The sequence below is a fragment of the Blastococcus sp. SYSU DS0617 genome, assembly GCF_054051075.1.
Genome location: NZ_JBJHAO010000019.1, coordinates 25662 through 51328, shown reverse-complemented (window position 1 = coordinate 51328; position 25667 = coordinate 25662). Strand labels below are relative to the sequence as shown.

Genomic DNA, 25667 nt, shown 5'->3' with positions numbered 1-25667 from the left:
CGGTGAGGCCCGGAGGACCTCAGGCCAGGTAGTCGCGCAGGGCGTCGGCGCGCTCCGGGTCGCGGAGCTTGTTCATCGTCTCGCGCTCGATCTGCCGCACGCGCTCGCGGGACAGGCCGAACTGCTTGCCGATCTGCTCCAGCGTGCGCGGCTGGCCGCCGTCGAGACCGAAGCGGAGGACGACGACGTCGCGCTCCCGGTCCTCCAGCGTCTCCAGCACGTTCCGGACGTCGCCCTTCATCATCTGGAAGGCGACGGCGTCCTCGGCGACGGCGGCGTCGGCGTCCTCGATGAAGTCACCGAGCCGGGACTCCTCGTCCGCGCCCACGGTCTGGTCCAGGCTGACCAGGTCGCGGCTGTGCTCGAGCAGCTCGACCACCCGCTCCTCGGTCATGTCCAGCTCGAGACCGATCTCCTCGGCAGTGGGCTCGCGCTCCAGCTCCTGGTGCATGCGGCGCCGGGTGCGGACCACCTTGTTCACCTGCTCGGCGAGGTGGACGGGCAGCCGGATCGTGCGCCCGGAGTCGGCCATGGCGCGGGTGATCGCCTGCCGGATCCACCAGGTGGCGTACGTGGAGAACTTGAAGCCCTTGGTGTAGTCGAACTTCTCGACCGCGCGGATGAGCCCGACGTTCCCCTCCTGGATCAGGTCGAGGAAGGTCATGCCGTGGCCCGTGTAGCGCTTGGCCACCGAGACGACGAGCCGGAGGTTGGCCTCGAGCAGGTGCGCCTTGGCGGCCTTGCCGTCGACGGCGAGGGCCTTGTAGTCGCGCTTCTTGGCGGCCGACAGCTCCGGCTTCTCGGCCAGCAGGCGGTCGGCATAGAGACCCGCCTCGATCCGCTTGGCGAGCTCGACCTCCTGCTCGGCCGTGAGCAGCGCGGTCTTGCCGATCGTGTTGAGGTACACGCGCACGAGGTCGGTGGACACCAGGCCGGTGGTGTCGGGCTCCCGGCGCGGGGTCCGCGAGCGCACCTCGAGGGTGTCGTTGGGGGAAGACTGCAGCAGCGTCACGATGCTTCTTCGTCCTTGCCTTCGATTCGGATGCATCCGCCGGTCATCGGTGGCGCGGCGGCGCTGACATCCGGGGCGTCGATGGGGATTCCGGGGTGCCCGGACCATCCCCGTTGCTCTTCTGTCCGGTGTGGTACGTGATGCACAACGGTTCGGAGCGGGGTCCGTGTTCCGCGAGCGCAGGGTTCACAGGCAACCCGCAGGGAGTGTTCTCGAACACGGGTGCTACCCAGCTCGGAGCGGGCTCAGACCTCCAGGAGCAAGGTCATCGGTCCGTCGTTGACCGAGGCGACCTGCATCCGCGCGCCGAAGACCCCGGTGGCCACGGTGGCGCCCCTGCGCCGCAGCTCGGCGACCACCTCGTCGACCAGTGGCTCGGCCACCTCGCCGGGCGCCGCCTCCGACCACGAGGGGCGCCTGCCCTTCCGGGTGTCGGCGTAGAGGGTGAACTGGCTGACGACCAGCACGGGGAGGCCCAGATCGGCGGCGGACACCGCGCCGTCCGCGCCGGGGAAGATCCGCAGTTCGTGGATCTTGCGGGCCAGCAGCCGGGCGCGCTCGACGTCGTCCGCGTGCCCCACTCCGACCAGTGACAGCAACCCCGGGCCGATCTCGCCCACGACCGCGCCGTCGACCGTTACAGCGGCCGTAGCCACCCTGCTCACCACGGCGCGCACGGGGTCATCCTCCCGCGGTCTCCCAGGACGCATGCGCCCAGGGGTGGGTCGGCCGTCGGCCTCGCCGCCACATCACGGTCGCGTGACGGTTCCGCTCCGCAGGTGGGCTGCGGAGGCGCCCGGGTAGCCGGTTGGTGGACGCCCACCAAGGAGGTTGCTCGTGCTCGGATTCATCGCACTGCTGTTGGTCATCTGGCTGGCACTCGCCGTCGTCGGCGCCGTCGTCGAGGGCCTGTTCTGGCTCCTGGTCATCGGCATCGTGCTCTTCGTCGCCACTGCGGCCTACGGGTGGGTGAAGCGGAACACCAAGGTGTGACCTGTCGCCCCCTGCCTCCGTGTCGGGCCGCAGAGGCGCGGGCCTCCGGCGCCGGACCGTCGTCCGGTGGTGAGGGGTCCGCGGACAGCTCCGCGACCGGACGGCGCGGCTCGGCGCACCAGCCCTGGACCGCTGCGGCGAGCACACCGGTGACGTGTCGTGTCGCCAGGTCGCGTCCGCCGCGGGCCCTGGGTGCAGGAGGGGAACACATCCAGCCTGTCTTCTCCGCGCCCGTCCCCGGGTAGCCCGAGGCCAGCCGGCGATGTCCCGACGGTTCGCCGGCGCACGGAACCGGCCCGCGAGGGCCGCTGACCACGCCGTCCCACGGCACCTCCCCGCTGGGAGGTGCCCATCGACGAGCAGGAAACGGAGCACCGGCCATGGCGACAGCGAGCAGCAACCACGAGAACGAGCAGGGTCACGGCAGCGGGGGAGCGGGTCACGACGAGGGCTCCGGCAAGGCGATGGAGCGCACGATGTACCTGCGCTTCGGGGCCATGATCCTCACGGCGATGGTGGTCATGTACTGGACCATGTTCGCCGGCACGTGGGAGTGGAGTCACGTCCGGTGGAGCGAGAGCCGCCTGTTCATGGCGCTCACCATGGGCGGGACGATGGGGCTGGTCATGCTCGCCTGGATGCTCAACATGTACAAGAACACCAAGGCCAACATCGGCATCGTGGCGGCGAGCCTGCTGCTGCTGGGCGGCGGCGTGTTCCTGGACCGCAGCCAGGCCACCGTCCAGGACGAGGCCTGGATGAGTGCCATGATCCCGCACCACTCGCTGGCCATCACCCGGTCCGAGCGCGCCCAGATCACCGACGTCCGCGTGTGCCGGCTGGCCCTCGAGATCATCCGGGCGCAGGAGCGGGAGATCAGCGAGATGGAGTGGCTGATCGAGGACATCGAGGAGAACGGGGAGGCCGAGACCGCCGAGCAGGCCGACGCCCGGCCCGTCCCGGACTTCGAGGGCTCGGCCCTGCGCGACTGCGCGACGGGCTGAGCGAGCCGGATCGGGAGGGAACACGCGAACGCCCCGGTCCCACAGGGGACCGGGGCGCCCGGGTGCGGTGCCTGGGAGCGGATGCCTACCGCAGGTCGAAGCGGTCGAGCTCCATGACCTTGACCCACGCGGCGGCGAAGTCCCGCACGAACTTCTCCTGCGCGTCGTCGGCGGAGTAGACCTCGACGATGCCGCGCAGGATCGAGTTCGAGTTGAACACCAGGTCGGCGGCGGTGGCGGTGCGGACGACGTTCCCGGTGGCGTCCAGCCCTTCGTAGACGTCCTCGGCGTCCGCCGAGGTGCGCCACGAGATGCCCAGATCGAGCAGGTTCCGGAAGAAGTCCTGCGAGAGGACCCCCGGCCGGTCGGTGAACACGCCGTGCGGCACGCCGCCGGTGTTCGCGCCGAGCACGCGCAGCCCGCCGACCAGCAGCGTCATCTCCTTGGCGGTGAGCTCCAGCATGTAGGCCCGGTCGACCAGCAGCGTCTCCGGCTCGAGCTTGCTGCCCGGCTGGAGGTAGTTGCGGAAGCCGTCGGCACGGGGCTCGAGCCAGCGGAAGTTGTCGACGTCGGTCTGCTCCTGCGAGGCGTCCGTACGACCCGGCGTGAACGGCACCGTGATCTGCACGCCGGCGTCGGCCGCGGCCTTCTCGACCGCCGCGGTGCCGCCGAGCACGATCAGGTCGGCCAGCGAGACCTTCTTGCCGGTCTGCTCGAAGTCGGCCTTCACCTGCTCCAGTACGGGGAGCACGTCCCGGACGCCCGCGTTGACCGCCCAGCTGATCTGCGGCTCGAGGCGGAGCCGGGCGCCGTTGGCCCCGCCGCGCTTGTCCGTGCCGCGGTAGGAGGCGGCCGCCGACCAAGCCGTGTGCACCAGCTGGGACACGGTCAGGCCGGAGGAGAGCAGGCGCTTCTTGAGGTCGGCGATCTCCGCCTCGCCGACCAGCTCGTGGTCGACCGCCGGCACGGGGTCCTGCCAGATGAGCTCCTCGGCCGGGACGTCGGGGCCCAGGTAGCGGCTCTTCGGGCCCATGTCGCGGTGCAGCAGCTTGAACCAGGCGCGGGCGTACTGGTCGGCGAAGTACTCGGGGTCGTCGCGGAAACGCTCGGAGATGGCGCGGAACCCGGGGTCCTTGATGAGCGCCAGGTCGGTCGTGGCCATCATCGGCGGGTTCTTCTTGCCCTCGATGTGCGCGTCGGGGATGAGCTCCTGTGCCTCGGGGTTGCTGGGCTGCCACTGCTTGGCGCCGGCCGGGCTCTCGGTGAGCTCCCAGTCGAAGCCGAACAGGGTGTCCCAGAAGCTGTTGTCCCAGGTCGTCGGGGTGGGGGTCCAGGCGCCCTCGAGACCGCTGGTGATGGTGTCGGGGCCCTTGCCGGTGCCGTGCTGGCTGATCCAGCCCAGGCCGTTGCCGTGCACCGGGCAGCCCTCCGGCTCGGGGCCGACCAGCTCGGGGTTGCCGGCGCCGTGGGTCTTGCCGAAGGTGTGCCCGCCGGCGATGAGGGCGACGGTCTCCTCGTCGGTCATGCCCATGCGGCTGAACGTGACGCGGATGTCGTGCGCTGAGGCGACCGGGTCGGGCTGTCCCTTCGGGCCCTCCGGGTTGACGTAGATCAGGCCCATGGTGACCGCGGCCAGGTGGCCCTCGTCGAGGTCGAGCGGGGCCTGGTCGGCGTAGCGCTCGTCGCCGAGCCAGGTGTCCTCCGGCCCCCAGAAGACCTCCTGCGGCTGCCAGCTGTCCTCGCGGCCGAAGGCGAATCCGAAGGTCTTCAGGCCCATGTCGTCGTGCGCGACGTTGCCGGCGAGCAGAAGCAGGTCGGCCCAGGAGAGCTTCCGGCCGTACTTCTGCTTGATCGGCAGCAGCAGGCGGCGCGCCTTGTCCAGGTTGGCGTTGTCGGGCCAGCTGTTGAGCGGGGCGAACCGCTGCGCGCCCTCGCCGCCACCGCCGCGGCCGTCGGCGATGCGGTACGTGCCGGCCGCGTGCCACGACATCCGGATGAACAGCGGGCCGTAGTGACCCCAGTCGGCCGGCCACCAGTCCTGCGACGTGCGCATGACCTCGGCGATGTCGCGCTTGAGCTGCTCGACGTCGAGCTTCGCGAACTCGGCCCGGTAGTCGGAGTCACCGAGGGGGTCGGCGTCCTTGGCGGGCTTGTTGAGCACCGACAGGTCGACCTGGTTGGGCCACCAGTCCCGGTTGCTCCGCGGCCGGCCGCTGGTGGCCTGCGTCGGCGACGGGATCGCCGGGTTCTCGCTCTCGCTGGTGCTGGCGGTCTGGACCTTGTCGGTCTCGTCCTTCACGGTGGGCCTCTCTGGTGTGCGGCGGGAGTGGAGGGTCAGGCAGCGATGCAGGCCGGGCAGCGGCCCCAGAAGACGACCTCGGCCTCGTCGACCTCGAAGCCGGCACCGTCGGACGGCGTCAGGCAGGGCGCGGCGCCGACGGTGCAGTCGACGTCGACGATCGCGCCGCAGTCGCGGCAGACGAGGTGGTGGTGGTTGTCGCCCACGCGTGCCTCGTACCGGGCCACCGAGCCCTGCGGCTGGATGCGCCGGACGAGGCCCGTGTCGGTGAGGACCCGCAGCACGTCGTAGACGGCCTGGTGGGAGATGGCAGCCTCGCGGGTGCGCGCGGCGCTGATGAGCGACTCGGTGTCCAGGTGGGGGTGCGCGTGCACGGCGTCCAGGACCGCGAGGCGCGGGCGGGTGACCCGCAGGCCCACCGCACGCAGATCGCGCTCGAGTTCGGCGTGGCCGGGCACGGGCACATCCTGCCGCGCCTTCCTTGACAGAGTCAAGAAACGCCCGGGGCCGGCGCGCGCGTTGCGGCGGGTGGCATTCCGTCCGCCGGCGGTAACCTCGGCCCGATGCGCCCCGAGGAGTCCGGCAGTACCGTCCCGCCCCTTCCGGAAGCCGGCCTCGCGGCCGCGCCGGGCCACGTCCTCCGGGGGATGGCCATGGGCGTCGCGGAGGTCGTGCCCGGGGTCAGCGGGGGGACCGTCGCTCTGGTCGTCGGCGTCTACGAACGGCTCATCGACGGCATCGGGCACGTCGTGACGGCGCTGCGGCTGTCGGTCACCGGGCGGTTCGGGCAGGCCCGCGAGGAGCTGGGGCGGGCGCACTGGACGACCATCGCCCCGGTGCTCGCCGGCATGGTGGTGGCCGTCCTCGTCGCCGCCCGGTTCCTCGAGCCCCTGATCGAGGACCACCCGGTCGGCTCCCGCGCGGTCTTCTTCGGATTGGTGCTCTTCTCGATCGTCGTGCCGGCACGGATGGTCGGCCGGTGGGCGCCACGGGACGTCGCTGTCGCGCTGCTCGGCGCCGTTCTGGCGTTCGGGCTCACCGGGCTCCCACCCGCGGACGACGTGGAGCCTGCGCTCGGGATCGTCGTCCTCGCCGCAGCGGTGGCCATCTGCGCCCTGGTGCTGCCGGGGGTGTCGGGCTCTTTCCTGCTGCTGACCCTGGGGCTCTACCAGCCCACTCTGGCGGCGGTCAACGAGCGGGACCTGGCCTACCTCGGCGCCTTCGCGGCCGGCGCCGCGCTGGGACTGGGGCTGTTCGTCCGGGCGTTGCAGGTGGCGCTGAGCCGGCACCACGCACTGACCCTCGCGCTCATGACCGGCCTCATGGCGGGATCGCTCCGCGCGCTGTGGCCGTGGCAGGACGCGGACCGCGGGCTGCTCGCCCCGGACGACGGCGCCCTTCCCATGGTCGCCCTCGCGGTCGGCGCCGGTCTGGCGGTGACCGCCGTCCTGCTCCTCCAGGAGCGGCTCGAGCGCCGCGCCCTGGCCGCGGCCCTCACCGCTCCGGACCGCCCGGGCAGCTGAGGCCCCCGCCGCCGCCCGGGTCAGCCGGGACGGGCGGCGACCCGAGATGGGGCGTCGTCCCGCGACCGTGGCGCGATCGAGTCGCCCGGCGCCTTCTGAGCCGAGCGCCAGCGGTGGTAGACGCTCCACAGCGAGAGCATCGGCGGAAGCACGAGGAACGCCGCCAGGAGGCTGTACAGGATCGTCAGGGCGGTGAGGATGCCGAACTGGCCGATCGGCGTGAGCGGCGAGAACAGCAGCACCGCGAAACCGAGCGCGGTGGTCAGCGCCGAGCCCACCAGCGCGGCGCCGGTCGTGCGCATCGTGGTGGTCATCGCCTCGACGACGTCGCCGTCCGCGGCCTCGAGCTCCTCGATGAAGCGGTGGGTGAGGTGCACGGTGTAGTCCACGCCCACGCCGATGGTGAGCGCGGTGATGAGCGCGGTGAACACGTTGTAGGAGACGCCGAGGGCGACCATCGTGCCGAGGACCAGCACCACGACGAGCGCGATGGGCAGCACCACCAGCGCCCCGAGCACGGGGCGGAGGTCGGCCAGCCCGAAGTAGAGGACCAGCACGATCAGGGCGGCGATGATCGTGACGGCGATCGAGCGCGCCTGGTTCTCGGTGAGCGTCTGGGCGATCGACACCTCGAGCACCTCCTGGCCGGTCACGACGAACTGGTCGTCCTCGCCCTGCCAGATGCCCTGGAGGTCGTCGACGACCTGTTGCACCGCGGCCTGGTCCTGGGCGGTGATCGGCACGTCGATGATCGTGCGGGCGAGACCGTCCTCGTCGATCGAGAGCACACGGGCCAGCTGGTCGGGTGCGACCTGCCGGAGCTGGTCGAAGATCTCCCGGAAGGTGCTGGGCTCGACCGTGAGGCCGAGGTCGAGCTGCTCGAGGTACTGGTCGAACTCGGCCGAGTAGTCGTCGCCGGGGAGCCCGGAGTCCTCGGCGTAGTCCTCGATGAGCGTCAGCAGGGACGACCGCGGGGGTCCGGTGACACCGTCGGGTCGCGAGTCGGGGGAGGCGAGCGTCTGCTCGAGGTCGATGACGTCCCGCGCGAGCCGGTCGTCGAGCTCTCCTTCGACGAGCAGCGTGGCCCTGGCCGTGCCGCCGGCGAAGTTCTCGTCGAGGAACTCGAGGTCGCGGGCGGTCTCGGAGTCCGAAGGCAGGAACTGCGCGGTGGAGAAGGTGGTGTCGATCCTCGTCGCGCTGACGCCCGCCAGGGCGCCCACGGCGACCACCGCGAACAGGATCGGCACGGGATGTCGCACCCCCACGCGCGCGACCGCGGCGAGAGCACGTCCCGTACCGGGGATCGACTCGGCCAGGGCTCGGTCCCGCAGTTCCTTCCCGGCTCGGGAGCGGCGCTCGTCGAGCAGTGACCGCGCCGCCGGGACCAGGGTGGTCATCACCACGTAGCCGCTGACGATGCCGATGGCGGCCAGCAGACCGAAGTCCTGGAGCGGCGGGATCGGGCTGGTCAGGTTGGTGAGGAAGCTGATGGCGGTCGTGGCCGCGGCCAGCAGCAGGGGCAGTCCGGTACGGCGCACGGCCGTGTACGCGGAGTCGCCGATCGTGTCGCCGGCGGCGAGGCCTTCGCGGTAGCGACCGGTGAGCTGGAGCGCGAAGTCCACGACCAGCCCGATCAGCAGCACCGGGATGATGGTCACCGTGGGGTTCGAGGGACCGACGACGTCGAGGCCGCCGGGGCCGAGCAGGCCCTGGAGCCCGAAGATCCACACGACGGTGATGACCAGCCCGGCCAACGAGAGGGCCACGTCGCTCGCCGAGCGGTAGAAGACGACCAGCAGTACGACGATGACGAGGAAGGCCAGGCTCATCAGCAGCACGGTGGTCGACGTCTGCGACTCGCTGATCTCCTGATCGAGCTTCGGCGGGGAGAAGGTCCGTACCTCGAGGCCCGGTATCTCGGCGGAGGAGATCACCTCCTCCGCGGCGAGCGCCGCGGCCCGGATCTCCTCCTGCGGTGCCTCGGAGAGGCTGAGGACGCCGAGCCCGCCGATCGGCCGACCGTCGGCATCGCGGGCGATGAACTGGGCGATGGTCGAGCCGAGTTCGCCGAGCTGACCTTCCGCCCCCTCCAGCGACCGGATGGCCTCGGTGATCTGCTCCCGATCCGCCTCCCCCGGGGCGACGTCACCGAGGAGGAGGTCGATGGCGTGGGCGTAGGAGAACACCGCCCGGGGCCCGTCGGCGAGGACGGTCGCGACCTCGGGGCCCTCGGCGGCCGCCGCCATGGCGTCGAGGACGCCCTGCACCGCCGCCGGCTCCAGGACGTCGCCGCGTGCGATGACCTGCACGGTGGTTCCGCCGGCAGCGGTGGCGAACGACTCGGCGATCCGCTCCTGGGCGGCCGCCGCCTCGCTGGACTCCGGGAGGAACGCCTCGACCTGATCCCCGGCCGACTCCCGCAAGAGGGCACCGGCGCCGAGGCCGATCGTGATGACCATCAGGACGGCGAGTGCGAGGCGCCGGTGGTCACGGACGACTCTGCCCTGCCACGAGAACACGTTCACGGGCGCCGTCCTACCCCGCCGACCTGCGACGATGCCGCGGACCCCGACACGACCCGGAGCGCCTACGCGGCGCTGCACCGGCTGGCCGGCGAACTCCGGGCGGCCCGGCGGAAGACCGACGACGATCTCTTCGCCGCCAGCAGCATCGTCGAGGGCATCCGGCGGTGCCTGGCTGCGGTGGTGCCGCAGGAACTGCGGAGGAGGAGGACCGGGCCCGCCCGGTGAATCGGTGAGTCAGGGGCCCATCGGCTCCACGTCCTGGCGGCGGGATGGAGAGATCATGCCGGCCCTCTGCATCGCGCAGGACGCCGCCGCCGGCGTGCTGCTCGCCCGCGATCCGCTCGCCTGCTGATCGGGATGCCGCTGGACGAGCACGTGCGTGGACGGAGCAGCCGGCCGCAGCTGTGCAGCACACCGAGGAGCTGAGCACCACCGGGACGATGCGGCGCGGAGGATCAGGTCCCGTCGGAGGTGAAGGGGTGCACCGAGGCGCCGTCCCCCATCTTGTCGGCGCCGATGACCGCGAGCGTGCCGTCGGCCTGGAGGACCACCGCCGCGACGTCGTCCAGCGAGCCGAAGCCCTTCTCGCGCGCTGCCGAGTGCAGGTCCGACTCGATCATCCGGTGCCGGCGCAGGGCCCGGTCCACCGGCTGCCCGTCGTGGTACAGCAGGGACGGTCCGGGATCCAGCAGGCGCTTCAGCGCAGGCCAGCGGGCGCGGCCCGCTGCGAACACCCACTGCAGGGTCACCAGGAGTGCGAACGTGACCAGGACCTCCACCAGGGACACCTCGCTCGCGGTCAGCACCCGGCCGAAAGCCGAGCCGAGGGTGACGGTGATGACGAAGTCGAAGGGCGTCATCTTGGCCATCATGCGGGGGCCGGAGCCGCGCAACAGGAGCGCGAGCCAGACGTAGCCGAGCGTCCCGATCAGCAGGATGCGCGCGATCGGCTCCCAGCCTTCCCAGAGGAACTGGACCTGGTTCACGAAGCTGGCCTCCCGGCTGAGTGGTGGATCGGGCTCCTCGGGCCGTACCCGACCACCGAGGAACACACGACCGGCGCGACGGGAGAGCGCGCCGGCGGACGGGGCATGGATCGGGGTTTCCGGGTACCCCGCGCGGCCAGGGCGGTTCGCCACGACGGGAACGCGCGGACATCGACAGCGGGGAGGGTCGTCGTGCCGACGGACAGGGAGAAGGACAGCGCGGGCAGCACCATCGTCCGGGGCATGCGGAGCACGGTCGGGAGGGAGAGCACCACCTTCGGGTTCTCCATCCTCGTCACCGTCACCTTCGCGGTCTGCCAGGTGACGCAGGGATCGCCCGATCTGCCGCGCATCGCCCTGTACGCGGTCGGCGCGGTCATGTCCTTCACGCTGCTCGAGGGGATCCTCTCCGCCGGCTTCCGGCGGCCGATGCCCCAGCACCCCACCCAGACGCTGGCGCTGGGCACGAGCCTCAACATCCTGTCCGTCCTCGTCGGGCTGGGCGCCGCGATGCTGCTGAGTGCGTCGTTCTCGCATCTCGCGGTCTGGGGCCTGGCGCCGTTCGTCGCCGGTGTGGGCTACCTGCTCACCGAGAGCCTGGAAGAGGCGCTCGCCGAGCGGATCCTCGTCTCCTCCGGGGACGGCGAGGCCCGGGAGGTCTCGGGCTAGGGCAGCACCGCGGTGCCCACTCGTGCGGTCGGCAGGGGAGGCCCGGTGCGTGGGGCTCCCGGTACGTCAGGGCGCGGGCGGCGCTGTCCCCGGGACGACCGCCGCTTCCGCGCGGCGCCGGACGCGGCGACGTCGAGACCGCCTTTCCCGGCTGGATCCTCACGGACGAGGAGCCCGCCGACGTGACCGGAATGCCCGGCCCGCTCGAGCGGACCGCGCTCCGGTGGTACTGCCTGCGGCGAGCCTGACGGCGCAGCAGCCTCTTCGCCGTGGCGGCGGGTGAGTGCGACCCGACCTTGCCGCCGACGAGCTGCTCGACGGCGGCATGACGACGTCACATCGTCATGCGCGGGTGCCTCCCGAGCGGGTAGGGGAACGTGCGACGACCACGTCGAGGAGCACGACAGGGGTGAGGCCGGCGGTGAACCTGATCGACGGAGCCGGGGGCTGCGATGTGGGTCGTCCGGCCGGTGGCGGCGGGCGAGGTGCGGTCAGGTTGCGCCGTCGACCGGGGCCTGACGCAGCACGTGATGACCTGAACTGCTGGACGACCGGAACGAGGTGTGATGGAAACGACGCCCTTCTACATCCTGCTCTTCATCCATCTCGGTGGCCTGGTCCTGGGGTTCGGATCGGTCCTCGTGACGGATCTCTACGGCTTGTTGTGGCTCCGGGACCGGGTCCGCTTCCCGCAGGTGGTGCGGGTGAGCAGCGTGACGGAGAACTTCGTCTGGGCGGGGTGGGGGGTGATGGTGGCCACCGGGATCCCGCTGCTCGTGCTCAAGGGCGAGATCGACAACCTGCTGGTGGTCAAGCTCTTCTTCGTCGTCCTCATCGGGCTCAACGGCCTCCTGCTGCACGTACTCCACGACCGGATACGGGGCTACGAACAGGGCCGCGACGTGCCGGCGAAGGTCCTGTTCCGTCTGTCGTTCGCGTTGCTGGTGTCGCAGGTGGCCTGGTGGGGCGCGCTCCTCATCGGGTTCCTGCACCGCCACGTGCAGTCGATCATCGAGTGGCCCGATCCGCCGTGGCTCCTGATCGGGCTGATCGTCGCTGCCTTCCTGGCGATCTGGGCCGGCGGCGAGGTGCTGGTGCGGCGCAAGCGCAGGGCCGCCGAGGACCTGGTCGACGAGGTCGCGCCCTGACCCGGCGATCCCTGGCCGCTGCCCGAGAGGAGCTCGACGGCCGCCGTCCGGTCGATCGACGCCGTCGACGACGGACAGCTCCACCGCGCGCAACGGGACCATCGGTGTCGGACAGCGGGATGCCACGGTTCGGGCGAGTGCGGCAGGATCGGCAGGCGTGCCGACTCTCCGCATCGCCCAGGACGACGCCGCCGACGAGCTGCTGAGCCGCGATCCGCTCGCGTTGATGATCGGGATGCTGCTGGACCAGCAGTTCCCGATGGAGCGCGCCTTCGCCGCACCCCGGCTGCTCGCCGACCGCCTCGGCGTCGCCGAGCTCGACGCGGGGCAGCTGGCCGACATGGACCCCGACGAGCTGACTCGCGTCTTCCAGGGTCCCCCGGCGCTGCACCGCTATCCGGGGTCGATGGCCGGCCGGACCCAGGAGCTGTGCCGGGTGCTGGTCGAGCGCTACGAGGGCCGCGCGGAGAACCTGTGGGCGGGCGCCGCGGACGGGACGACATTGCTGCGCCGGCTGAAGGAGCTGCCCGGCTTCGGGGCGCAGAAGGCGTCGATCTTCCTTGCGCTGCTCGGCAAGCGGTACGGCGTCACCCCGCCGGGCTGGCGCGAGGCCGCGGGCGCCTACGGCGAGGAGGGGGCCCGCCGCTCGGTCGCCGACATCACCGGGCCGGAGTCGCTGGCCGAGGTGCGCCGGTTCAAGCAGGAGCAGAAGGCCCTGGCGAAGCAGACCAGGGCAGGGGAGCGGGAGCAGGCCTCGCCGGCCTGACCGGTCACCCCGGGATCGGGACGATCACCCCGGGATCGGGACGACGGCGATCGGGCAGGCCGCCCGGTGCAGGACGCCGTTGGTGGTCGAGCCCAGGCGGGCCAGCCGGCCGCGGTGCCGGTGACCCACGACGAGCAGCTCCGCCCCGGCCGACGCGGTGAGCAGGGCCGTGGCCGGGGTGTCGCGCAGCACCTCCTCCCGGATCCGGACGTCCGGGCTCCCGTGGCGCACCGGACCGACCGCCTCGGTCAGCAGCCGCCGCGCGTCGGCCTCGACGCCGCTCCAGTCGACCAGCGGTCCGAAGGCGCCGACGGCGGACTCCAGCGGGACGTCGCGCCAGGCGTGCACGGCCCGCAGGTCGGCACCGCGCGCAGCCGCCTCGGCCACGGCGAAGGCCAGCACGGCGTCGTCCCCGGTCCTCCCGTCGACGCCGACGACCACCGACGGGGGAGGGCCGTCGGGCGGCGCGCAGTCGTCGGGCAGCGCGATGACGGGACACCGCGCGTGCTGGACCAGTGCGCCGGCGGTGGAGCCCAGGATCAGGCCGGGGAGCCCGCCCATGCCCCGGCGCCCGGTGACGATCATCGCCGCGTCGGCCGACAGGGCCAGCAGCCCGTCGACCGGGTAGTCCTCGACCACCGACGCCGTCACGTCGGTCAGCCCGGTGGTCTCCCGGACGCTGTCGGCGGCGGCCTGCACCAGCCGGGTGGCGCTGCCCGCGAACTGCTCCCTGATGTCGCGGTCGGCCATCGGCGCCGCCCCGCCGTCAGCCCGCCGCGGCGTCACGTGCACCACGAGCAGCCCGGTACCCCGGCGACGCGCGCACCCGGCGGCGTAGGCGGCGGCCTGCGTGGAGGAGGCGGAGCCGTCGACACCGACGACCACCTGCCCCGCTGAGGACACCTGCGGACCGGACATCGGCCACCTCCCGTCACGAGCTACCAGTCGTACCCCACCCGCCCCGGACCGGCCCGACCGGCCCGGGGGGAGGCGGACGTGGGACGCGGAGCATTCCTGCCGCGCCTGCACGACCCCCTGCAGCGGTGGCACCATGGGGTGCGGACCGGGCGTGCAGGGGCGTTCGCCCCCCGCCGCACCGGACACCGGAGGGATGGACGTCCGTGGCCACCAGCCAGCAGTTCCCGCGGCCCCGCCGCGCCGAGCCGGTGCTGATCACCGAGGCCCAGGTCAGCCAGGTCGACCAGCACGCCGCGCGGAAGAAGCGCTACGCGATCACCATGCTGGTCCGCAGCGTCTGCCTGGTCCTGGCGGCCGTCTTCTACCAGGTCGTCTGGCTGATGCTGATCTTCGCCGTCCTCGGCACGATCCTCCCGTGGTTCGCCGTGATCATGGCCAACGACCGCCCGCCGAAGAAGAAGCAGCACGTCAACCGCTATGTGGCCGGCCCGGACCGGCAGCTGGAGAGCCGCCCCCACCGGGTCATCGAGGGCTGACCCGCCCGCTCAGCCCTGCGCGGGCACCGGCGCCTCGGCGTGGTGCCGCCCGATCGGCAGCATGAGCGGCTTGCCCGACACGGGGTCGATCACGACCCGGCTCTCCAGGCCGAAGACCGCCCGCACGCAGTCCTCGGTCAGCACGGAGGCGGGGTCGCCGGCCGCGTGGATCCGGCCGCCCTCCAGCGCCACGAGGTGGTCGGCGTAGCGGGCGGCGAGGTTCAGGTCGTGCAGGACCATGACGATCGTCGTGCCGCGCAGCCGGTTGAGGTCGGTGAGCAGGTCGAGGACCTCGATCTGGTGGCTCACGTCCAGGAACGTCGTCGGCTCGTCGAGCAGCAGCAGATCGGTCTGCTGCGCGAGCGCCATCGCGATCCAGACCCGCTGGCGCTGCCCGCCGGAGAGCTCGTCCACGGCCCGCTCGGCCAGCGCCGTCGTCTGCGTGGCCTCCAGCGCCGCGGCCACCGCGGCGTCGTCCTCCCTGTTCCAGCGGGAGAAGATGCCCTGGTGGGGGTGGCGACCGCGCCCGACCAGGTCGGCCACGGTGATCCCCTCGGGCGCGATGGGGGACTGCGGGAGCAGACCCAGCGTGCGCGCCAGCTCCTTGGCCGGCATCCGGTGCACCTCCTTGCCGTCCAGCAGCACCCGCCCGGCCCGCGGGGCGAGCAGCCGGGACATGGAGCGCAGCAGGGTCGACTTGCCCGAGGCGTTGGCCCCCACGATCGCGGTGATGCGGCCCGCCGGGACGGCGATGTCGAGCTCCTCGATGACGGTGCGCTCGCCGTACGCGAGCGTCAGCCCCTCCGCGACGAGGGTGTGGGAGCGGGTCATAGCGAGCCTCCGGCCCGGTTGGTGCGGATGATCAGGTAGATCAAATAGGGCGCGCCGAGCACCCCGGTGACGACGCCGACCGGGAAGCGGGTGTCGAACGCGAACTGGCCGACGAGGTCGGCGACCAGGACGAGCAGGGCCCCGACCAGGGCCGCCGGGACGAGCAGCGAGCCGTGGGGCCCCACGATCCGCGCCGCGATCGGGCCGGCGAGGAACGACACGAAGGCGATGGGCCCGCACGCGGCCGTGGCGAACGCGACCAGCCCCACGGCGGCGACGATCGCGACCAGGCGGGTGCGCTCCACCCGGACGCCCAGCGCCGCGGCGGTGTCGTCGCCGAGCTGCAGCGCCGAGAGGTTCTTCGTCTGACCGAGGAGCACCGGGCCGAGCACCAGCAGGGCGACCAGCGCGGGCAGCACCGCCGTCCAGGTGGAGCCGTTGAGGCTGCCGGTCAGCCAGCGCAGCGCCTCCTGGTAGTCCCACTGCCCGGCCTTGGTCAGGACGTAGTTGATGACGCTGGTCAGCATGGCGCCGATACCGATGCCGATGAGGATGAGCCGGGTGCCGGCGACCCCGCCCTTGAAGGCCAGGCCGTAGATCAGCAGCGCGACGCCGAGGGCGGCGGCGACCGCGAGGGTGGACACCGCCGTCCCGCTCAGCGAGAAGATCACGATGCCGACGACGGCCGCCGCGCTGGCGCCGGAGCTGATGCCGATCACGTCGGGGCTGGCCAGCGGATTGCGGAGCATGGTCTGGAAGGTGACGCCGCCCAGACCGAAGCTCAGGCCGGCGACGACGGCCAGCACCCCGCGGGGCAGCCGCAGCCGCCCGACGGTGAACGAGGCACCCGGCACGCGCTCGCCGAGGACCACGCGCACGACCTCGCCCAGCGGGTAGAACGTCCGCCCGACCATCAGCGTGGTGACGAAGACGGCGACGACGAGCACCGCGAGCACGATGATCACCAGGCGGCGCCGCGACGCTCGGCGGACCCGGTTGCGGGCGACCGCGTCGACGTCGGCCGTCGGTGCGGGGAGCAGGGTCGTCACAGCTCGCGCACCTTCTGCCGGCGGACGACCGCGATGAAGAAGGGGGCGCCCACCAGCGCGGTGACGATGCCGACGTCCAGCTCGGCGGGGCGGGCGACGATGCGGCCGACGACGTCGGACGCGACCAGAAGGGAGGCGCCGGCCAGCGCCGAGAAGGGCAGCAGCCAGCGGTGGTCGACCCCGACCAGCAGCCGGCACAGGTGCGGGACGACGAGCCCGACGAACCAGATGGGACCGGCGACCGCGGTCGCCGCGCCGCACAGCAGCACCGACCCGAGGGCGGCCACACCGCGGGCGATGGCCACGCGCTCGCCCAGCCCGGCCGCCAGTTCGTCCCCCAGGGCCAGGGAGTTCAGGCCGCGGGCGGAGAGCAGGCTGATGACGAGACCCACGGCGAGGAAGGGCAGCACGGGGGTGATCGTGGAGAAGGTCGCCCCGCCCACGCCGCCGACCTGGAAGGACTGCACGTTGGCCGCGATGTCGCCGCGCGGCAGGGCGATGGCGGTGATGAACGACGTCAGGGCCGCCGAGGTCGCGGCGCCGGCCAGCGCCAGCTTCAGCGGCGTCGGGCCGCCGCGGCCCAGCGCCCCGACGGCGTACACGAAGACGGCGGCCAGGGCGGCGCCGGCGATCGCGACGAAGATCCGGCTGGTGGCGGTGAACAGCCCGAACCAGGCCAGACCGGCCACCACCGCGAGCGAGGCACCCATGTTGATGCCGAGGACGCCGGGGTCGGCCAGCGGGTTGCGGGTGACGCCCTGCATGACCGCGCCGGCCAGGCCGAGCGCCGCGCCGACGAGCACGGCCAGGACCGTGCGCGGTATGCGCTTGGTGACGGCCGCCTCCTCGATGGTCTCCGAGGACCCGCCGAGCGCGGCGAGGATGTCCGACCAGCCGACGCCGCGGGAACCGATGGCCACCGAGGCCGCCATGAGCAGGGCGAGCACCGCCAGGACGACGAGCAGCCAGAGGAACCGGACCGACCCCGGACGCCGCCGCGTGGCGGCGTCCGGGGTCGGGACGGGGAGGACCGAGCTCACGGGAGGGACGTCACGCAGCCTTGTCGGCGACCTCGGCGAGCATGGACACGTAGTCCTCGAGCACCCAGGAGATCGCCAGTGGCGTGGGGTTCGCCGCCGTGCCGAGCGGGGTGTCCGGCAGCAGCACGATCGCGTCGTTCTGCACCGCGGGCATCTGCGACAGCAGCGGGTCGGCCTTCAGCGCGTCGACCAGCTCCTGGTCGCCGTAGGTCACGATGATCTGGACGTCGTCCAGGGTGTCGATCTGCTCGGCGCTGATCGTGCCGGAGAACTGGTCGGCGTCGGTCGAGGCAGCCTCGATGCTCTCCGGGGTGGCCAGGCCGAGGTCCTCGAAGAAGGCGCTGCGGGTGTCGAACGGCGTGTAGTAGCTGACCTCGCTCAGGTCGGTGGTGTCGACGTGGGTCAGGAACATCGCGGACTTGCCGGCCAGCTGCGGGTGCTCGCCGACGGTGTCCTCGATCTCCTGCTCCAGGTCGGCGACGAGTTCCTCGCCCTCGTCGGCCATCCCCATGCCGGCCGAGTTGATCTCGATCATGTCGCGCCAGGAGGTCGCCCACGGGCCCTCGGGGTAGGCCACGACCGGCGCGATCTCGCTCAGCGTGTCGTAGTCCTCCTGGGTCAGCCCGGAGTAGCCGGCGAGGATGACGTCGGGCTCGGTGTCGGCGACGGCCTCGAAGTCGATCCCGTCGGTCTCGTCGAAGAGCACCGGCACCTCGGCGTCGAGATCCTCCAGGCGCTCGGACACCCAGGGGAGCAGGCCGTCGCCGTCGTCGTCACCGAAGTTGGCCGCCGCCATGCCGACCGGCACGACCCCCAGGGCCAGGGGCACCTCGTGGTTGGCCCAGGCCACCGTGGCCGCCCGCTCGGGCTCCGACTCGATCGTCGTGGTGCCGAGGGCGTGCTCGATGGTCACCGGCGCGAAGTCGCCGGAGCTCGCCTCCTCGGTGTCCGTGGAGGAGTCGGCGCAGGCGGCGAGCCCACCGATGAGCAGCGTGGCCGCGGTGAGTGCGACCAGTCGTGGTGCGCGGTGCATGGTGTCCTTCCAGCGTCGTGCCGCGCTGCGGCGCAGCGCGGTCCGTCCGGCCCGTCGGTGGCGCCCCCGACCTGCGGCGCGCGGCACGGGACCGGGCGGCACGCTGGAGAGGGCCGCCGGGGGAGGATGCCGACAGAGCCGGTGGCGTTCGTGATGAGGTGAGGCTTGCCTAACCTAGAGCTGCCGAGTGCGGCTGTCCATCACGGGAAGATCACGTTCGTCGCCTGTCATCATGGATGCGGCCCGGCGGGTGCCCGGTTCCCGGGTCGCGACCCCGGACGCACACCACGAAGGAGAACCCGTGAGCAGCAGCGACATCCTCGAGCGGCCGGACGTCCGCGACGCCGACACCGGCAACGCCAACGAGGTCTTCCACTACGTCCGCAAGAACAAGATCGCCGAGAGCGCGGTCATGGGCACGATGGTCGAGGCGCTCTGCGGAGAGGTCTTCCCGGTCACCAAGACCCCCAAGCCGGGCAGCCCGGTGTGCCCGGCCTGCAAGGAGGTCTACAACCAGCTCAAGAAGGACTGAGCAACCTGTCGTCCCGTGTGGGCCCGAAGGGGCCCGGGCAGGGACGACCGACGCGCTCCGCACAGCCGGGGGGCCGCTCCTGGTCGCGGTGCGATCCGGAGGATCGCGGTGTCACTGCCCGAGCCGCCGCGCCTCCGCGGCCAGCTTGGCCTCCCGGCGCGCGCGGCGACGGGGGTTGTGGCGGCGCAGCGGCGCCGGCCAGCGGGCCTGGACGGTGGCGTTGAGCTCGGCGCCCAGCAGGACCGCCATGCCGAAGAAGAAGCAGAACAGCAGGATGCCGATCGGGGCGGCCAGCGCGCCGTAGGGCAGGGCCGCAGTGAGGACGTCGGCGACGTAGGTCCGCAGCAGCAGGGCGGCCACCATGAAGAAGACCAGCGCCAGCACCGCGCCGGGCAGGTGCCGGCTCCACGGCAGGCGGCTGGGGAGCACCACGTTGTAGAAGCTGGTGAGCGCCAGCAGCAATCCGACGATGACCAGCGGCCAGTAGATGCCGTTGATCAGGACGGTGGCGACCGGCTGCCAGCCCGCGGGCAGCAGTGCCACCAGCACGCCCCGGCCGAGCACCAGCAGGGGCAGGGTCAGGACGGCGATGACCATGCCGACGACGAAGAGCCACAGCGCCTTGAGCCGGGTGCGGATCGGCCCGCGCACGTCGCGCTGGTCGTAGGCGATGACGATCGTGTTCATGAAGGTGGCCGTCGCCGAGGACCCGGCCCACAGGGAGATCAGGAAGCCCAGGCTGACGACCTCGAGCCGCCCGGAGCTGAGGATGTCGTTCAGCGTCGGGGCGACCAGGGAGTCGACGACGTCGGGGGTGAGCACCTCCGTGGAGGAGCTGAGCAGGTAGTCCTCGATCTGCCGGACCGAGTCCGCGCCGATCAGGTTGCTCAGGTAGCCCAGTGAGCCCAGCAGCCCGATGAGCAGCGGCGGGACGGAGAGGATCTGCCAGAAGGCCGCCTCGGCGGACAATCCGAGGATGCGGTCCTGCCACGCCTTCGCCAGCGTGCGGCCCAGGACCTGCAACGGCACCCGGACGAACGCCGGCCAGGAGTCCAGCCGGCCCGGTTTCCCGTCCTCGACGCGAGTGGCCCCCGGGTCGGAGCGCTGCTGGGCGGCGCCCACGGCCGGTGGGTCGCCGGCGTCGGGAGGTGGGGCGCCGCCCTGCGCCGGCGGATCGCCGGGCAGCACGGTGCTCATCCGGTCAGTCTGCACGGCGCGCCCCCGGTCGGGCAGCGGCACCCGCTCGTCGGGGGGACCCCCGGCGGGGGAGCCGGTCAGCGCACCCGCCGGCCGCCGGCACGACCGTTCCCGGGGCGCCGGTCAGCCGGGCGCCGCCCGCCCGACGTGGGAGCGCCGGTCGGAGCCGTTCCCTCCGGGCGGGCCGGGGGAGCCGGCGACTCCTTCGGCGGATCGGCCTTGGGCACGCAGGTGATGACCGCCTCGGCGTTGTAGCGGGTGCGGAAGTCCTCCCGCTTGATCTCCGCTCCTGTGTCCAGGTCCTTGAACACCCGGGTCACGGTGATGTCGAAGCCGGGCACTCCGGACTGCGGGATGCAGTCGCCGTCGTCGACCTTCTCGATCACCGCCGGCTTCCTCGGGTTCCGCCGCTCGCTGCTGATCGACTCGATCTCGTAGCGCTTGGTGCCGTAGAAGGTGACGGTGAGGGCGCGCGGCGTCCACTGCGTGTCGACGTAGACGCCGGTGTCGCTGTCGTTCCGCCACTGGAGGTCGATCGCCCCCTCGTAGACCGTCGCCTCCCGGCCGGCCGGATAGCGGCTGATGTAGAAGCTGTGCGGCTTGTGGTAGACGTCCTCGAGCCCGGCGAAGAACACCGCGTTGAACATCGTGGTGGCGAACTGGCTGATGCCCCCGCCGACCGCGGTGGACAGCTCGCCGCCGCTGATGACGGTGGCGGGCACGTACCCCTGGGCCGTCCCGCGGGGGCCGGTGTAGGTGTTCAGGCTGAAGGTCTCGCCGGGCATGATCAGCGCACCGTCGACCTCTTCGGCCACGACGCGGATGTTCTCGCCGCTGGCCGGGTTGCTGATGTTCGTGGTGAAGCTGCTGATCTCCTCGCGGATGCCGAGCGCCTCGGCCTCCTGGGTGGTGAACTCCGCCGGCACGGGGCCGGGCTCGGCGGTGACCGAGCGCGGCGCGGGGTCGTCCAGCACGGGCAGGAGCTGCTCGACCAGGTGTGCCGGGTCGATCCCGGTCCCGTCGACCGAGGGCACGACCCGCACGGAGCCGCCGGCGACGTCGAAGGTGGCGTCCTGGGCGGGGGTGCCGAAGACGGCCAGCTCGTCCCCGAGGGCGGTCTGCAGCGCGGCCGCGTCGATGCCGACCTCCAGCTCGCCGTCCTCGGTCGGGGTGAAGGTCAGCGACGCGGCCAGGGCGCTGACCGGCACCTCGGCGGTCGGGCCGCCGGGGCCGCCGGTCACCGCGACCGGGGCCGCGAGGGCCGGCTCGACCGTCTCGGCGAGCACGCGCTCGGCCTCGGGCGTGTCGACGTCGACCGGATCGACGTCCACGGGCAGTTCGAGGGGCGTGGCCGGATCCACCTCGCCGGTGAGGGCCGCGGTGATCGCCGTCTCGGCGCCGTCGCGGTCGAGCGTCCGCCCGTCGGCGGGCTCGACCACGCGGGGCGTGGTGCCCTCGATCGCGATCGTGGCGTCGGACGGCGCCCGGTCGACCTGCTCGGCGAAGGTCTCCAGCTGTGCGCTCAAGGAGCCGAGCTCGTCGGCCACCGCGGACTCGTCGACCTCGACGACGGGCTGGACCTCTCGGTCGGAGAACAGCGTGGTGAGACGGGTCCACGGGTTCAGCGGCTGGTCGTCCGCGGTGTCGACGGTCTCCTCGGCGTCGAGCCGGATGCCGGCCCGGGAGGGCGAGAAGACGCCTTCCACGTCGTCGGCGACGATGCGGCGGTCGGCCGCCACCCGGTCGCCGAGCTCCGCGTCGAGCCGGTCCACGGCGGCGGCGGGCTCCATCCCGCCGATGTCGACGCCGGCGACGACGGTCGACCGCGGCACGCTGCCGGAGGAGACGAGAAGGTCCACGCCGTAGACGGCGGCGAGCACGGCGAGGGCGCCCGCGGGCGCGAGCACCGCCGGACGGCGCCACCACGGCGAGCCCGCGGTCTCGGCACCGGTGGCGGGAGGCGGCCCGTCGCCACCGTCCCCGGAGCCGTGGACGACCGGCGCGGTCAGCCGCCCCGTGGCGTCCACCGGGGAGTCCGCGGGCGGGGTGTCGCCCTGGGGGGCGGAGGGTGCGTCGGCGAGGCCCTGTGGAGCGGTGGTCCCGGGGTCGCCCTCCGGCGCGCCGCTGAGCCAGTCCCGTGACACCGGCCGGGTGTCGTCGACCTCACCGGGGGCCGTCGGAGAGATCTGCGGCTCGGGCGTGTCGCCGTCGTCGGCAGCGGGCCGCGACGGCTCGACCGGTGGTCGGCTGTCGGGGCCGTCGCTGCGCAGGCGCACGGTCTCGTCGTGCGCGGGGGGCTGCTGGGACATGGGGGGATCCTCCGGTCGCCGTCGACCGGGAGTGCCCGGGAACGACGGAGCCGCCGGCCCTCCGTCCGCACGAGGCGGTACGGAGGAGCCGGCGGCGTCGTCGGGTGAGGCTGTCATCGCGGGCGCGACGATAGCCGGTCTCTCAGGCAGTTACGTGCTGCTCGCCCTCGGTGTCGATGATGTCGACGGCGATGTCGCGGAGCTTGCCCTCGTACTCCCGTGCGTGGTGCCCGCAGAAGACGAGGTCGCTGCCACTGGCGAGCACGACTCGCACCTTGGCCAGAGCACCACAGCGATCGCAGTGGAAGGGAACGACGAGGTCATCGGTGGGCGGGGTCGTCGTCAGCGTCTGGGTCATCTGGCTCATCACTCGCTCTCTACCGCACGGATCCGCGGATGCGGATCGGCCTCCTGCACAGCGCCAGGATGGCCCCTCGTGTTCCCGCTCTGCTGTCGGCGAACCCGGACTCGCCGATCGAGACGAGTCCGTGATGTGCCGGCAGTGGAACGGGTTCAGCAGGGGACGTCACTGGGGTGGTACCGGTCGTGCACGTGCTGGTCTCGCTCGCCGTGCCGGTCGGGTGACCGGTACGGCGGTGGGTCCGCTGCTGTTCTGACGACCCCCACGCTACGCCGTCTACCCGGGGGATGTCGGCGCACACCCGCGCGGGCTGTCGTGCCGAGTGAGCCCCGGAGGGGTCCGCGCAGGCGCGACGGTGGAGCTCAGCGCACCAGGGGTACGGCTCCTGGCCGCGGTGGGTGTCGTGCCGAGTGGGCCCCGGAGGGGTCCGCGCAGGCGCGACGGTGGTGCTCCACGCAGCCGGGGCACGGCTCCTGGCCGCGGTGTCGTCCGGGAGGACGACGGTGTCCTAGTCGAGGTAGTCGCGCAGGACCTGGGAGCGGCTGGGGTGGCGCAGCTTGCTCATGGTCTTGGACTCGATCTGCCGGATCCGCTCCCGGGTGACCCCGTAGACCTGCCCGATCTCGTCGAGCGTGCGGGGCTGGCCGTCGGTCAGGCCGAAGCGCAGCCGGACGACGCCGGCCTCCCGCTCCGAGAGGGTCTGCAGGACGCTGGTGAGCTGGTCCTGCATGAGCGTGAAGCTCACCGCGTCAACGGCCACGACCGCCTCGGAGTCCTCGATGAAGTCGCCAAGCTGGCTGTCGCCCTCGTCGCCGATGGTCTGGTCGAGGCTGATCGGCTCCCGGGCGTACTGCTGGATCTCCAGCACCTTCTCCGGGGTGATGTCCATCTCCTTGGCCAACTCCTCCGGCGTGGGCTCGCGGCCCAGGTCCTGGAGCAGCTCGCGCTGGATGCGGCCGAGCTTGTTGATGACCTCGACCATGTGCACCGGGATGCGGATGGTGCGGGCCTGGTCGGCCATCGCGCGGGTGATCGCCTGCCGGATCCACCAGGTGGCGTAGGTCGAGAACTTGTAGCCCTTGGTGTAGTCGAACTTCTCGACCGCGCGGATGAGGCCGAGGTTGCCCTCCTGGATCAGGTCCAGGAACGCCATGCCGCGGCCGGTGTAGCGCTTGGCCAGGGAGACGACCAGGCGGAGGTTGGCCTCGAGCAGGTGGTTCTTGGCGCGCTCGCCGTCGCGGACGATCCAGTTGAGGTCGCGGCGCATCTGCGGGGAGAGCTTGATGCCCTCCTCCTCGACCTGACGCAGCCGCTCGGAGCCGTAGAGCCCGGCCTCGATCCGCTTGGCGAGGTCGACCTCCTCCTCGGCGTTGAGCAGCGCGACCTTGCCGATCTGCTTGAGGTAGGCGCGGACGGAGTCGGCCGACGCGGTGAGCTCGGCGTCCTTGCGGGCCTGGCGGAGCGCCTCGGACTCCTCCTCCTCGTCCCACTCGAAGTCGGTGCCGCCCTCGGCGGCCTCGTCCTCTGCGGGGGCGACCTCGACGCCGTCCTTGCCCGTCATGACCGTCTCGTCGAGCGTGAGCCCCTCGGAACCGCCGTCGACCACGGCGACGGTGGTGCCCTCGCCGGCCACGGCGGTCAGGACCGCGCCCTCGCCGGCCGGGGTGGAGGGCGTGATCGCCGGCTTCGTCTTCCCCTTGGCGGGCGCCTTCGCGGTCTTCTTCGCCGCGGCCTTCCTCGCCGCGGCCTTCCTCGCCGGGGCCGCCGTGCCGGTGCTCTCGGGAACCGCGGCGGTGGCCCTCGGGGCGCGGGTACCGGCGGCGACCGTCCTGGCGCGCGTGCGGGCGCTCGCGTCGGCTGCTTCCGGTGCTGGCTTGTCGGCGGGCACTCAGGTTCCTTCCCGTGCTGGGGACGTACGCCAGGGGACCGTGTGATCCTCGGGTAGCGGCTCCGGCTCTCGCCCTCGTCGTCGGGGGAGTCCCGGCAGCCCGGTGCGGTGTTTGACCGCGCTGGGGTGGGGGATCCCTCACGGCTGGAGGGCGGCGGGCTGGGGCAACGCCATTGTAACGACGGGCCCCGGCGATTCCACCGCCCTTTCCTGCCCGTTCCGCCGGGGGAGTGGCCGGGTCGCCCCCGGGGTCAGGCCTCCGGGCGTTCGTGCGCCGCCAGGGCCGCTCCGACGATGCCCGCGGCGTTCTGCAGTTGGGCCGGGACGACGGGCGTCCGCGTGGTGAGCAGCGGTACCCACTTGGCCGCCTTCTTGCTGACGCCGCCGCCGACGATGATCAGGTCGGGCCAGAGGCCGGCCTCCAGGACGTCGAGGTACCGGTCGACCCGCGCGGCCCACTCGGGATAGCTCAGCTCCTCGCGCTCGCGGGCCGACGCGGCGGCGCGGCGCTCGCCGTCCTCGCCGTCGACCTGGATGTGGCCGAACTCGGTGTTGGGCACCAGGCGCCCGTCGACGAACAGGGCGCTGCCGATGCCGGTCCCGAACGTGAGCATCAGGACGACGCCGTCCCGGTCCCTGCCGGCGCCGTAGCGCATCTCGGCGATCCCGGCGGCGTCGGCGTCGTTGAGGGTCGCCACCGTGCCGGGGATGCGTGCCTCGAGGCCGGCGTCGACGTCGGTGCCGATCCAGCTGCGGTCGACGTTGGCCGCCGTGTGCGCCACGCCCTGCTTCATGACGCCGGGGAAGGTGACACCCAGGCGACCGGTCCAGCCGAAGTGGGCCACGATCCGGCCCACGGCGTCGTAGACGGGGTCGGGCAGGGCGGGCTGGGGGGTCTCGATCCGCAGCCGCTCGCCGATGAGCTGCCCCTTCTCGAGGTCCACCAGGCACCCCTTGATGCCGCTGCCGCCGATGTCCACACCGAAGCCCTGCATCCGACCAGGTTAGTGAGCCTGTCCGGGCAGGGTCCGGCTGCGGCAGGATCGGG

At 72.4% G+C, this 25667-nt stretch carries 25 protein-coding genes; 9 read left to right on the top strand and 16 right to left on the bottom strand.

Annotated elements, in window-relative coordinates; all coding sequences use genetic code 11:
• Nucleotides 1-19: 19 nt before the first annotated feature.
• The gene (sigB, locus tag ACI793_RS17410) at nucleotides 20-1012 is read right to left on the bottom strand and encodes an RNA polymerase sigma factor SigB (protein WP_456607632.1); all 993 of its coding nucleotides are present in this window, start codon (nucleotides 1010-1012) and stop codon (nucleotides 20-22) included.
• A 245-nt stretch (nucleotides 1013-1257) separates the two neighbouring features.
• On the bottom strand, nucleotides 1258-1689 hold the full coding sequence (gene dtd / locus ACI793_RS17405) for a D-aminoacyl-tRNA deacylase (protein ID WP_456607631.1): 432 nt from the start codon (nucleotides 1687-1689) through the stop codon (nucleotides 1258-1260).
• Between the two features lie 160 nt (nucleotides 1690-1849).
• Between dtd and ACI793_RS17400 the strand changes: the two genes are divergently transcribed.
• Nucleotides 1850-2005, top strand: coding sequence for a hypothetical protein (locus tag ACI793_RS17400; protein ID WP_456607630.1), 156 nt, complete (start codon nucleotides 1850-1852; stop codon nucleotides 2003-2005).
• A 380-nt stretch (nucleotides 2006-2385) separates the two neighbouring features.
• Entirely contained in the window at nucleotides 2386-3009 is a 624-nt protein-coding gene (locus ACI793_RS17395) for a DUF305 domain-containing protein (RefSeq protein WP_456607629.1), read from the top strand.
• Between the two features lie 85 nt (nucleotides 3010-3094).
• Here ACI793_RS17395 and katG read toward each other — a convergent pair whose 3' ends face one another.
• Nucleotides 3095-5308 carry a catalase/peroxidase HPI gene (gene katG / locus ACI793_RS17390; protein WP_456607628.1) on the bottom strand — a complete coding sequence of 738 codons (2214 nt, stop codon included), beginning with the start codon at nucleotides 5306-5308 and terminating at the stop codon, nucleotides 3095-3097.
• A 35-nt stretch (nucleotides 5309-5343) separates the two neighbouring features.
• Nucleotides 5344-5766, bottom strand: coding sequence for a Fur family transcriptional regulator (locus tag ACI793_RS17385; RefSeq protein WP_456607627.1), 423 nt, complete (start codon nucleotides 5764-5766; stop codon nucleotides 5344-5346).
• A 105-nt stretch (nucleotides 5767-5871) separates the two neighbouring features.
• Between ACI793_RS17385 and ACI793_RS17380 the strand changes: the two genes are divergently transcribed.
• Nucleotides 5872-6831, top strand: coding sequence for a DUF368 domain-containing protein (locus ACI793_RS17380; RefSeq protein ID WP_456607626.1), 960 nt, complete (start codon nucleotides 5872-5874; stop codon nucleotides 6829-6831).
• 20 nt (nucleotides 6832-6851) lie between these two features.
• Here ACI793_RS17380 and ACI793_RS17375 read toward each other — a convergent pair whose 3' ends face one another.
• Entirely contained in the window at nucleotides 6852-9356 is a 2505-nt protein-coding gene (locus ACI793_RS17375; RefSeq protein WP_456607625.1) for an efflux RND transporter permease subunit, read from the bottom strand.
• A 229-nt stretch (nucleotides 9357-9585) separates the two neighbouring features.
• Here ACI793_RS17375 and ACI793_RS17370 point away from each other — a divergent pair, with 229 nt between their 5' ends.
• Entirely contained in the window at nucleotides 9586-9708 is a 123-nt protein-coding gene (locus ACI793_RS17370; protein WP_456607624.1) for a hypothetical protein, read from the top strand.
• Nucleotides 9709-9811: 103 nt separating this feature from the next.
• Here ACI793_RS17370 and ACI793_RS17365 read toward each other — a convergent pair whose 3' ends face one another.
• Complete coding sequence (locus tag ACI793_RS17365; protein ID WP_456607623.1) at nucleotides 9812-10342, bottom strand: DUF421 domain-containing protein; 531 nt, start codon at nucleotides 10340-10342, stop codon at nucleotides 9812-9814.
• 192 nt (nucleotides 10343-10534) lie between these two features.
• Between ACI793_RS17365 and ACI793_RS17360 the strand changes: the two genes are divergently transcribed.
• The 3 genes from ACI793_RS17360 to ACI793_RS17350 all read left to right on the top strand — a co-directional run bounded on the left by ACI793_RS17360 (nucleotide 10535) and on the right by ACI793_RS17350 (nucleotide 12925).
• Entirely contained in the window at nucleotides 10535-11011 is a 477-nt protein-coding gene (locus tag ACI793_RS17360; protein ID WP_456607622.1) for a hypothetical protein, read from the top strand.
• 566 nt (nucleotides 11012-11577) lie between these two features.
• A complete protein-coding gene (locus tag ACI793_RS17355) occupies nucleotides 11578-12159 on the top strand; it encodes a hypothetical protein (protein WP_456607621.1) in 582 nt (193 codons plus the stop codon).
• Nucleotides 12160-12316: 157 nt separating this feature from the next.
• Complete coding sequence (locus ACI793_RS17350) at nucleotides 12317-12925, top strand: HhH-GPD-type base excision DNA repair protein (protein WP_456607620.1); 609 nt, start codon at nucleotides 12317-12319, stop codon at nucleotides 12923-12925.
• Nucleotides 12926-12949: 24 nt separating this feature from the next.
• Here ACI793_RS17350 and ACI793_RS17345 read toward each other — a convergent pair whose 3' ends face one another.
• Nucleotides 12950-13843, bottom strand: coding sequence for a universal stress protein (locus ACI793_RS17345; RefSeq protein ID WP_456607619.1), 894 nt, complete (start codon nucleotides 13841-13843; stop codon nucleotides 12950-12952).
• Nucleotides 13844-14046: 203 nt separating this feature from the next.
• Here ACI793_RS17345 and ACI793_RS17340 point away from each other — a divergent pair, with 203 nt between their 5' ends.
• A complete protein-coding gene (locus tag ACI793_RS17340) occupies nucleotides 14047-14379 on the top strand; it encodes a DUF3099 domain-containing protein (RefSeq protein WP_456607618.1) in 333 nt (110 codons plus the stop codon).
• 9 nt (nucleotides 14380-14388) lie between these two features.
• On the opposite strand, the gene ACI793_RS17335 is transcribed toward ACI793_RS17340, so the two are convergent.
• From ACI793_RS17335 to ACI793_RS17320, 4 genes are read right to left on the bottom strand one after another with little or no spacing between them, the layout of a single operon-like run.
• Nucleotides 14389-15210, bottom strand: a complete 822-nt coding sequence (locus ACI793_RS17335) for an ABC transporter ATP-binding protein (RefSeq protein WP_456607617.1) — start codon at nucleotides 15208-15210, stop codon at nucleotides 14389-14391.
• Complete coding sequence (locus ACI793_RS17330; RefSeq protein ID WP_456607616.1) at nucleotides 15207-16259, bottom strand: FecCD family ABC transporter permease; 1053 nt, start codon at nucleotides 16257-16259, stop codon at nucleotides 15207-15209. The genes ACI793_RS17335 and ACI793_RS17330 overlap by 4 nt, the downstream gene beginning before the upstream one ends.
• A complete protein-coding gene (locus ACI793_RS17325) occupies nucleotides 16256-17299 on the bottom strand; it encodes a FecCD family ABC transporter permease (protein ID WP_456607615.1) in 1044 nt (347 codons plus the stop codon). The genes ACI793_RS17330 and ACI793_RS17325 overlap by 4 nt, the downstream gene beginning before the upstream one ends.
• A gap of 10 nt (nucleotides 17300-17309) precedes the next feature.
• Nucleotides 17310-18332 (bottom strand): iron-siderophore ABC transporter substrate-binding protein, encoded by a 1023-nt coding sequence (locus tag ACI793_RS17320; RefSeq protein WP_456607614.1) that lies wholly within the window; start codon nucleotides 18330-18332, stop codon nucleotides 17310-17312.
• 301 nt (nucleotides 18333-18633) lie between these two features.
• Between ACI793_RS17320 and ACI793_RS17315 the strand changes: the two genes are divergently transcribed.
• The gene (locus tag ACI793_RS17315) at nucleotides 18634-18864 is read left to right on the top strand and encodes a DUF3039 domain-containing protein (RefSeq protein ID WP_179653320.1); all 231 of its coding nucleotides are present in this window, start codon (nucleotides 18634-18636) and stop codon (nucleotides 18862-18864) included.
• Nucleotides 18865-18975: 111 nt separating this feature from the next.
• On the opposite strand, the gene ACI793_RS17310 is transcribed toward ACI793_RS17315, so the two are convergent.
• From ACI793_RS17310 to ppgK, 5 genes are all read right to left on the bottom strand, one after another.
• Nucleotides 18976-20061 carry a YihY/virulence factor BrkB family protein gene (locus tag ACI793_RS17310; protein ID WP_456607613.1) on the bottom strand — a complete coding sequence of 362 codons (1086 nt, stop codon included), beginning with the start codon at nucleotides 20059-20061 and terminating at the stop codon, nucleotides 18976-18978.
• 77 nt (nucleotides 20062-20138) lie between these two features.
• Nucleotides 20139-22370 carry a VanW family protein gene (locus tag ACI793_RS17305; protein ID WP_456607612.1) on the bottom strand — a complete coding sequence of 744 codons (2232 nt, stop codon included), beginning with the start codon at nucleotides 22368-22370 and terminating at the stop codon, nucleotides 20139-20141.
• Nucleotides 22371-22512: 142 nt separating this feature from the next.
• Entirely contained in the window at nucleotides 22513-22737 is a 225-nt protein-coding gene (locus ACI793_RS17300; protein ID WP_311346758.1) for a DUF7455 domain-containing protein, read from the bottom strand.
• Nucleotides 22738-23239: 502 nt separating this feature from the next.
• On the bottom strand, nucleotides 23240-24619 hold the full coding sequence (locus ACI793_RS17295; protein ID WP_456607611.1) for an RNA polymerase sigma factor: 1380 nt from the start codon (nucleotides 24617-24619) through the stop codon (nucleotides 23240-23242).
• 251 nt (nucleotides 24620-24870) lie between these two features.
• The gene (gene ppgK, locus ACI793_RS17290; protein WP_456607610.1) at nucleotides 24871-25614 is read right to left on the bottom strand and encodes a polyphosphate--glucose phosphotransferase; all 744 of its coding nucleotides are present in this window, start codon (nucleotides 25612-25614) and stop codon (nucleotides 24871-24873) included.
• Nucleotides 25615-25667: the final 53 nt, after the last annotated feature.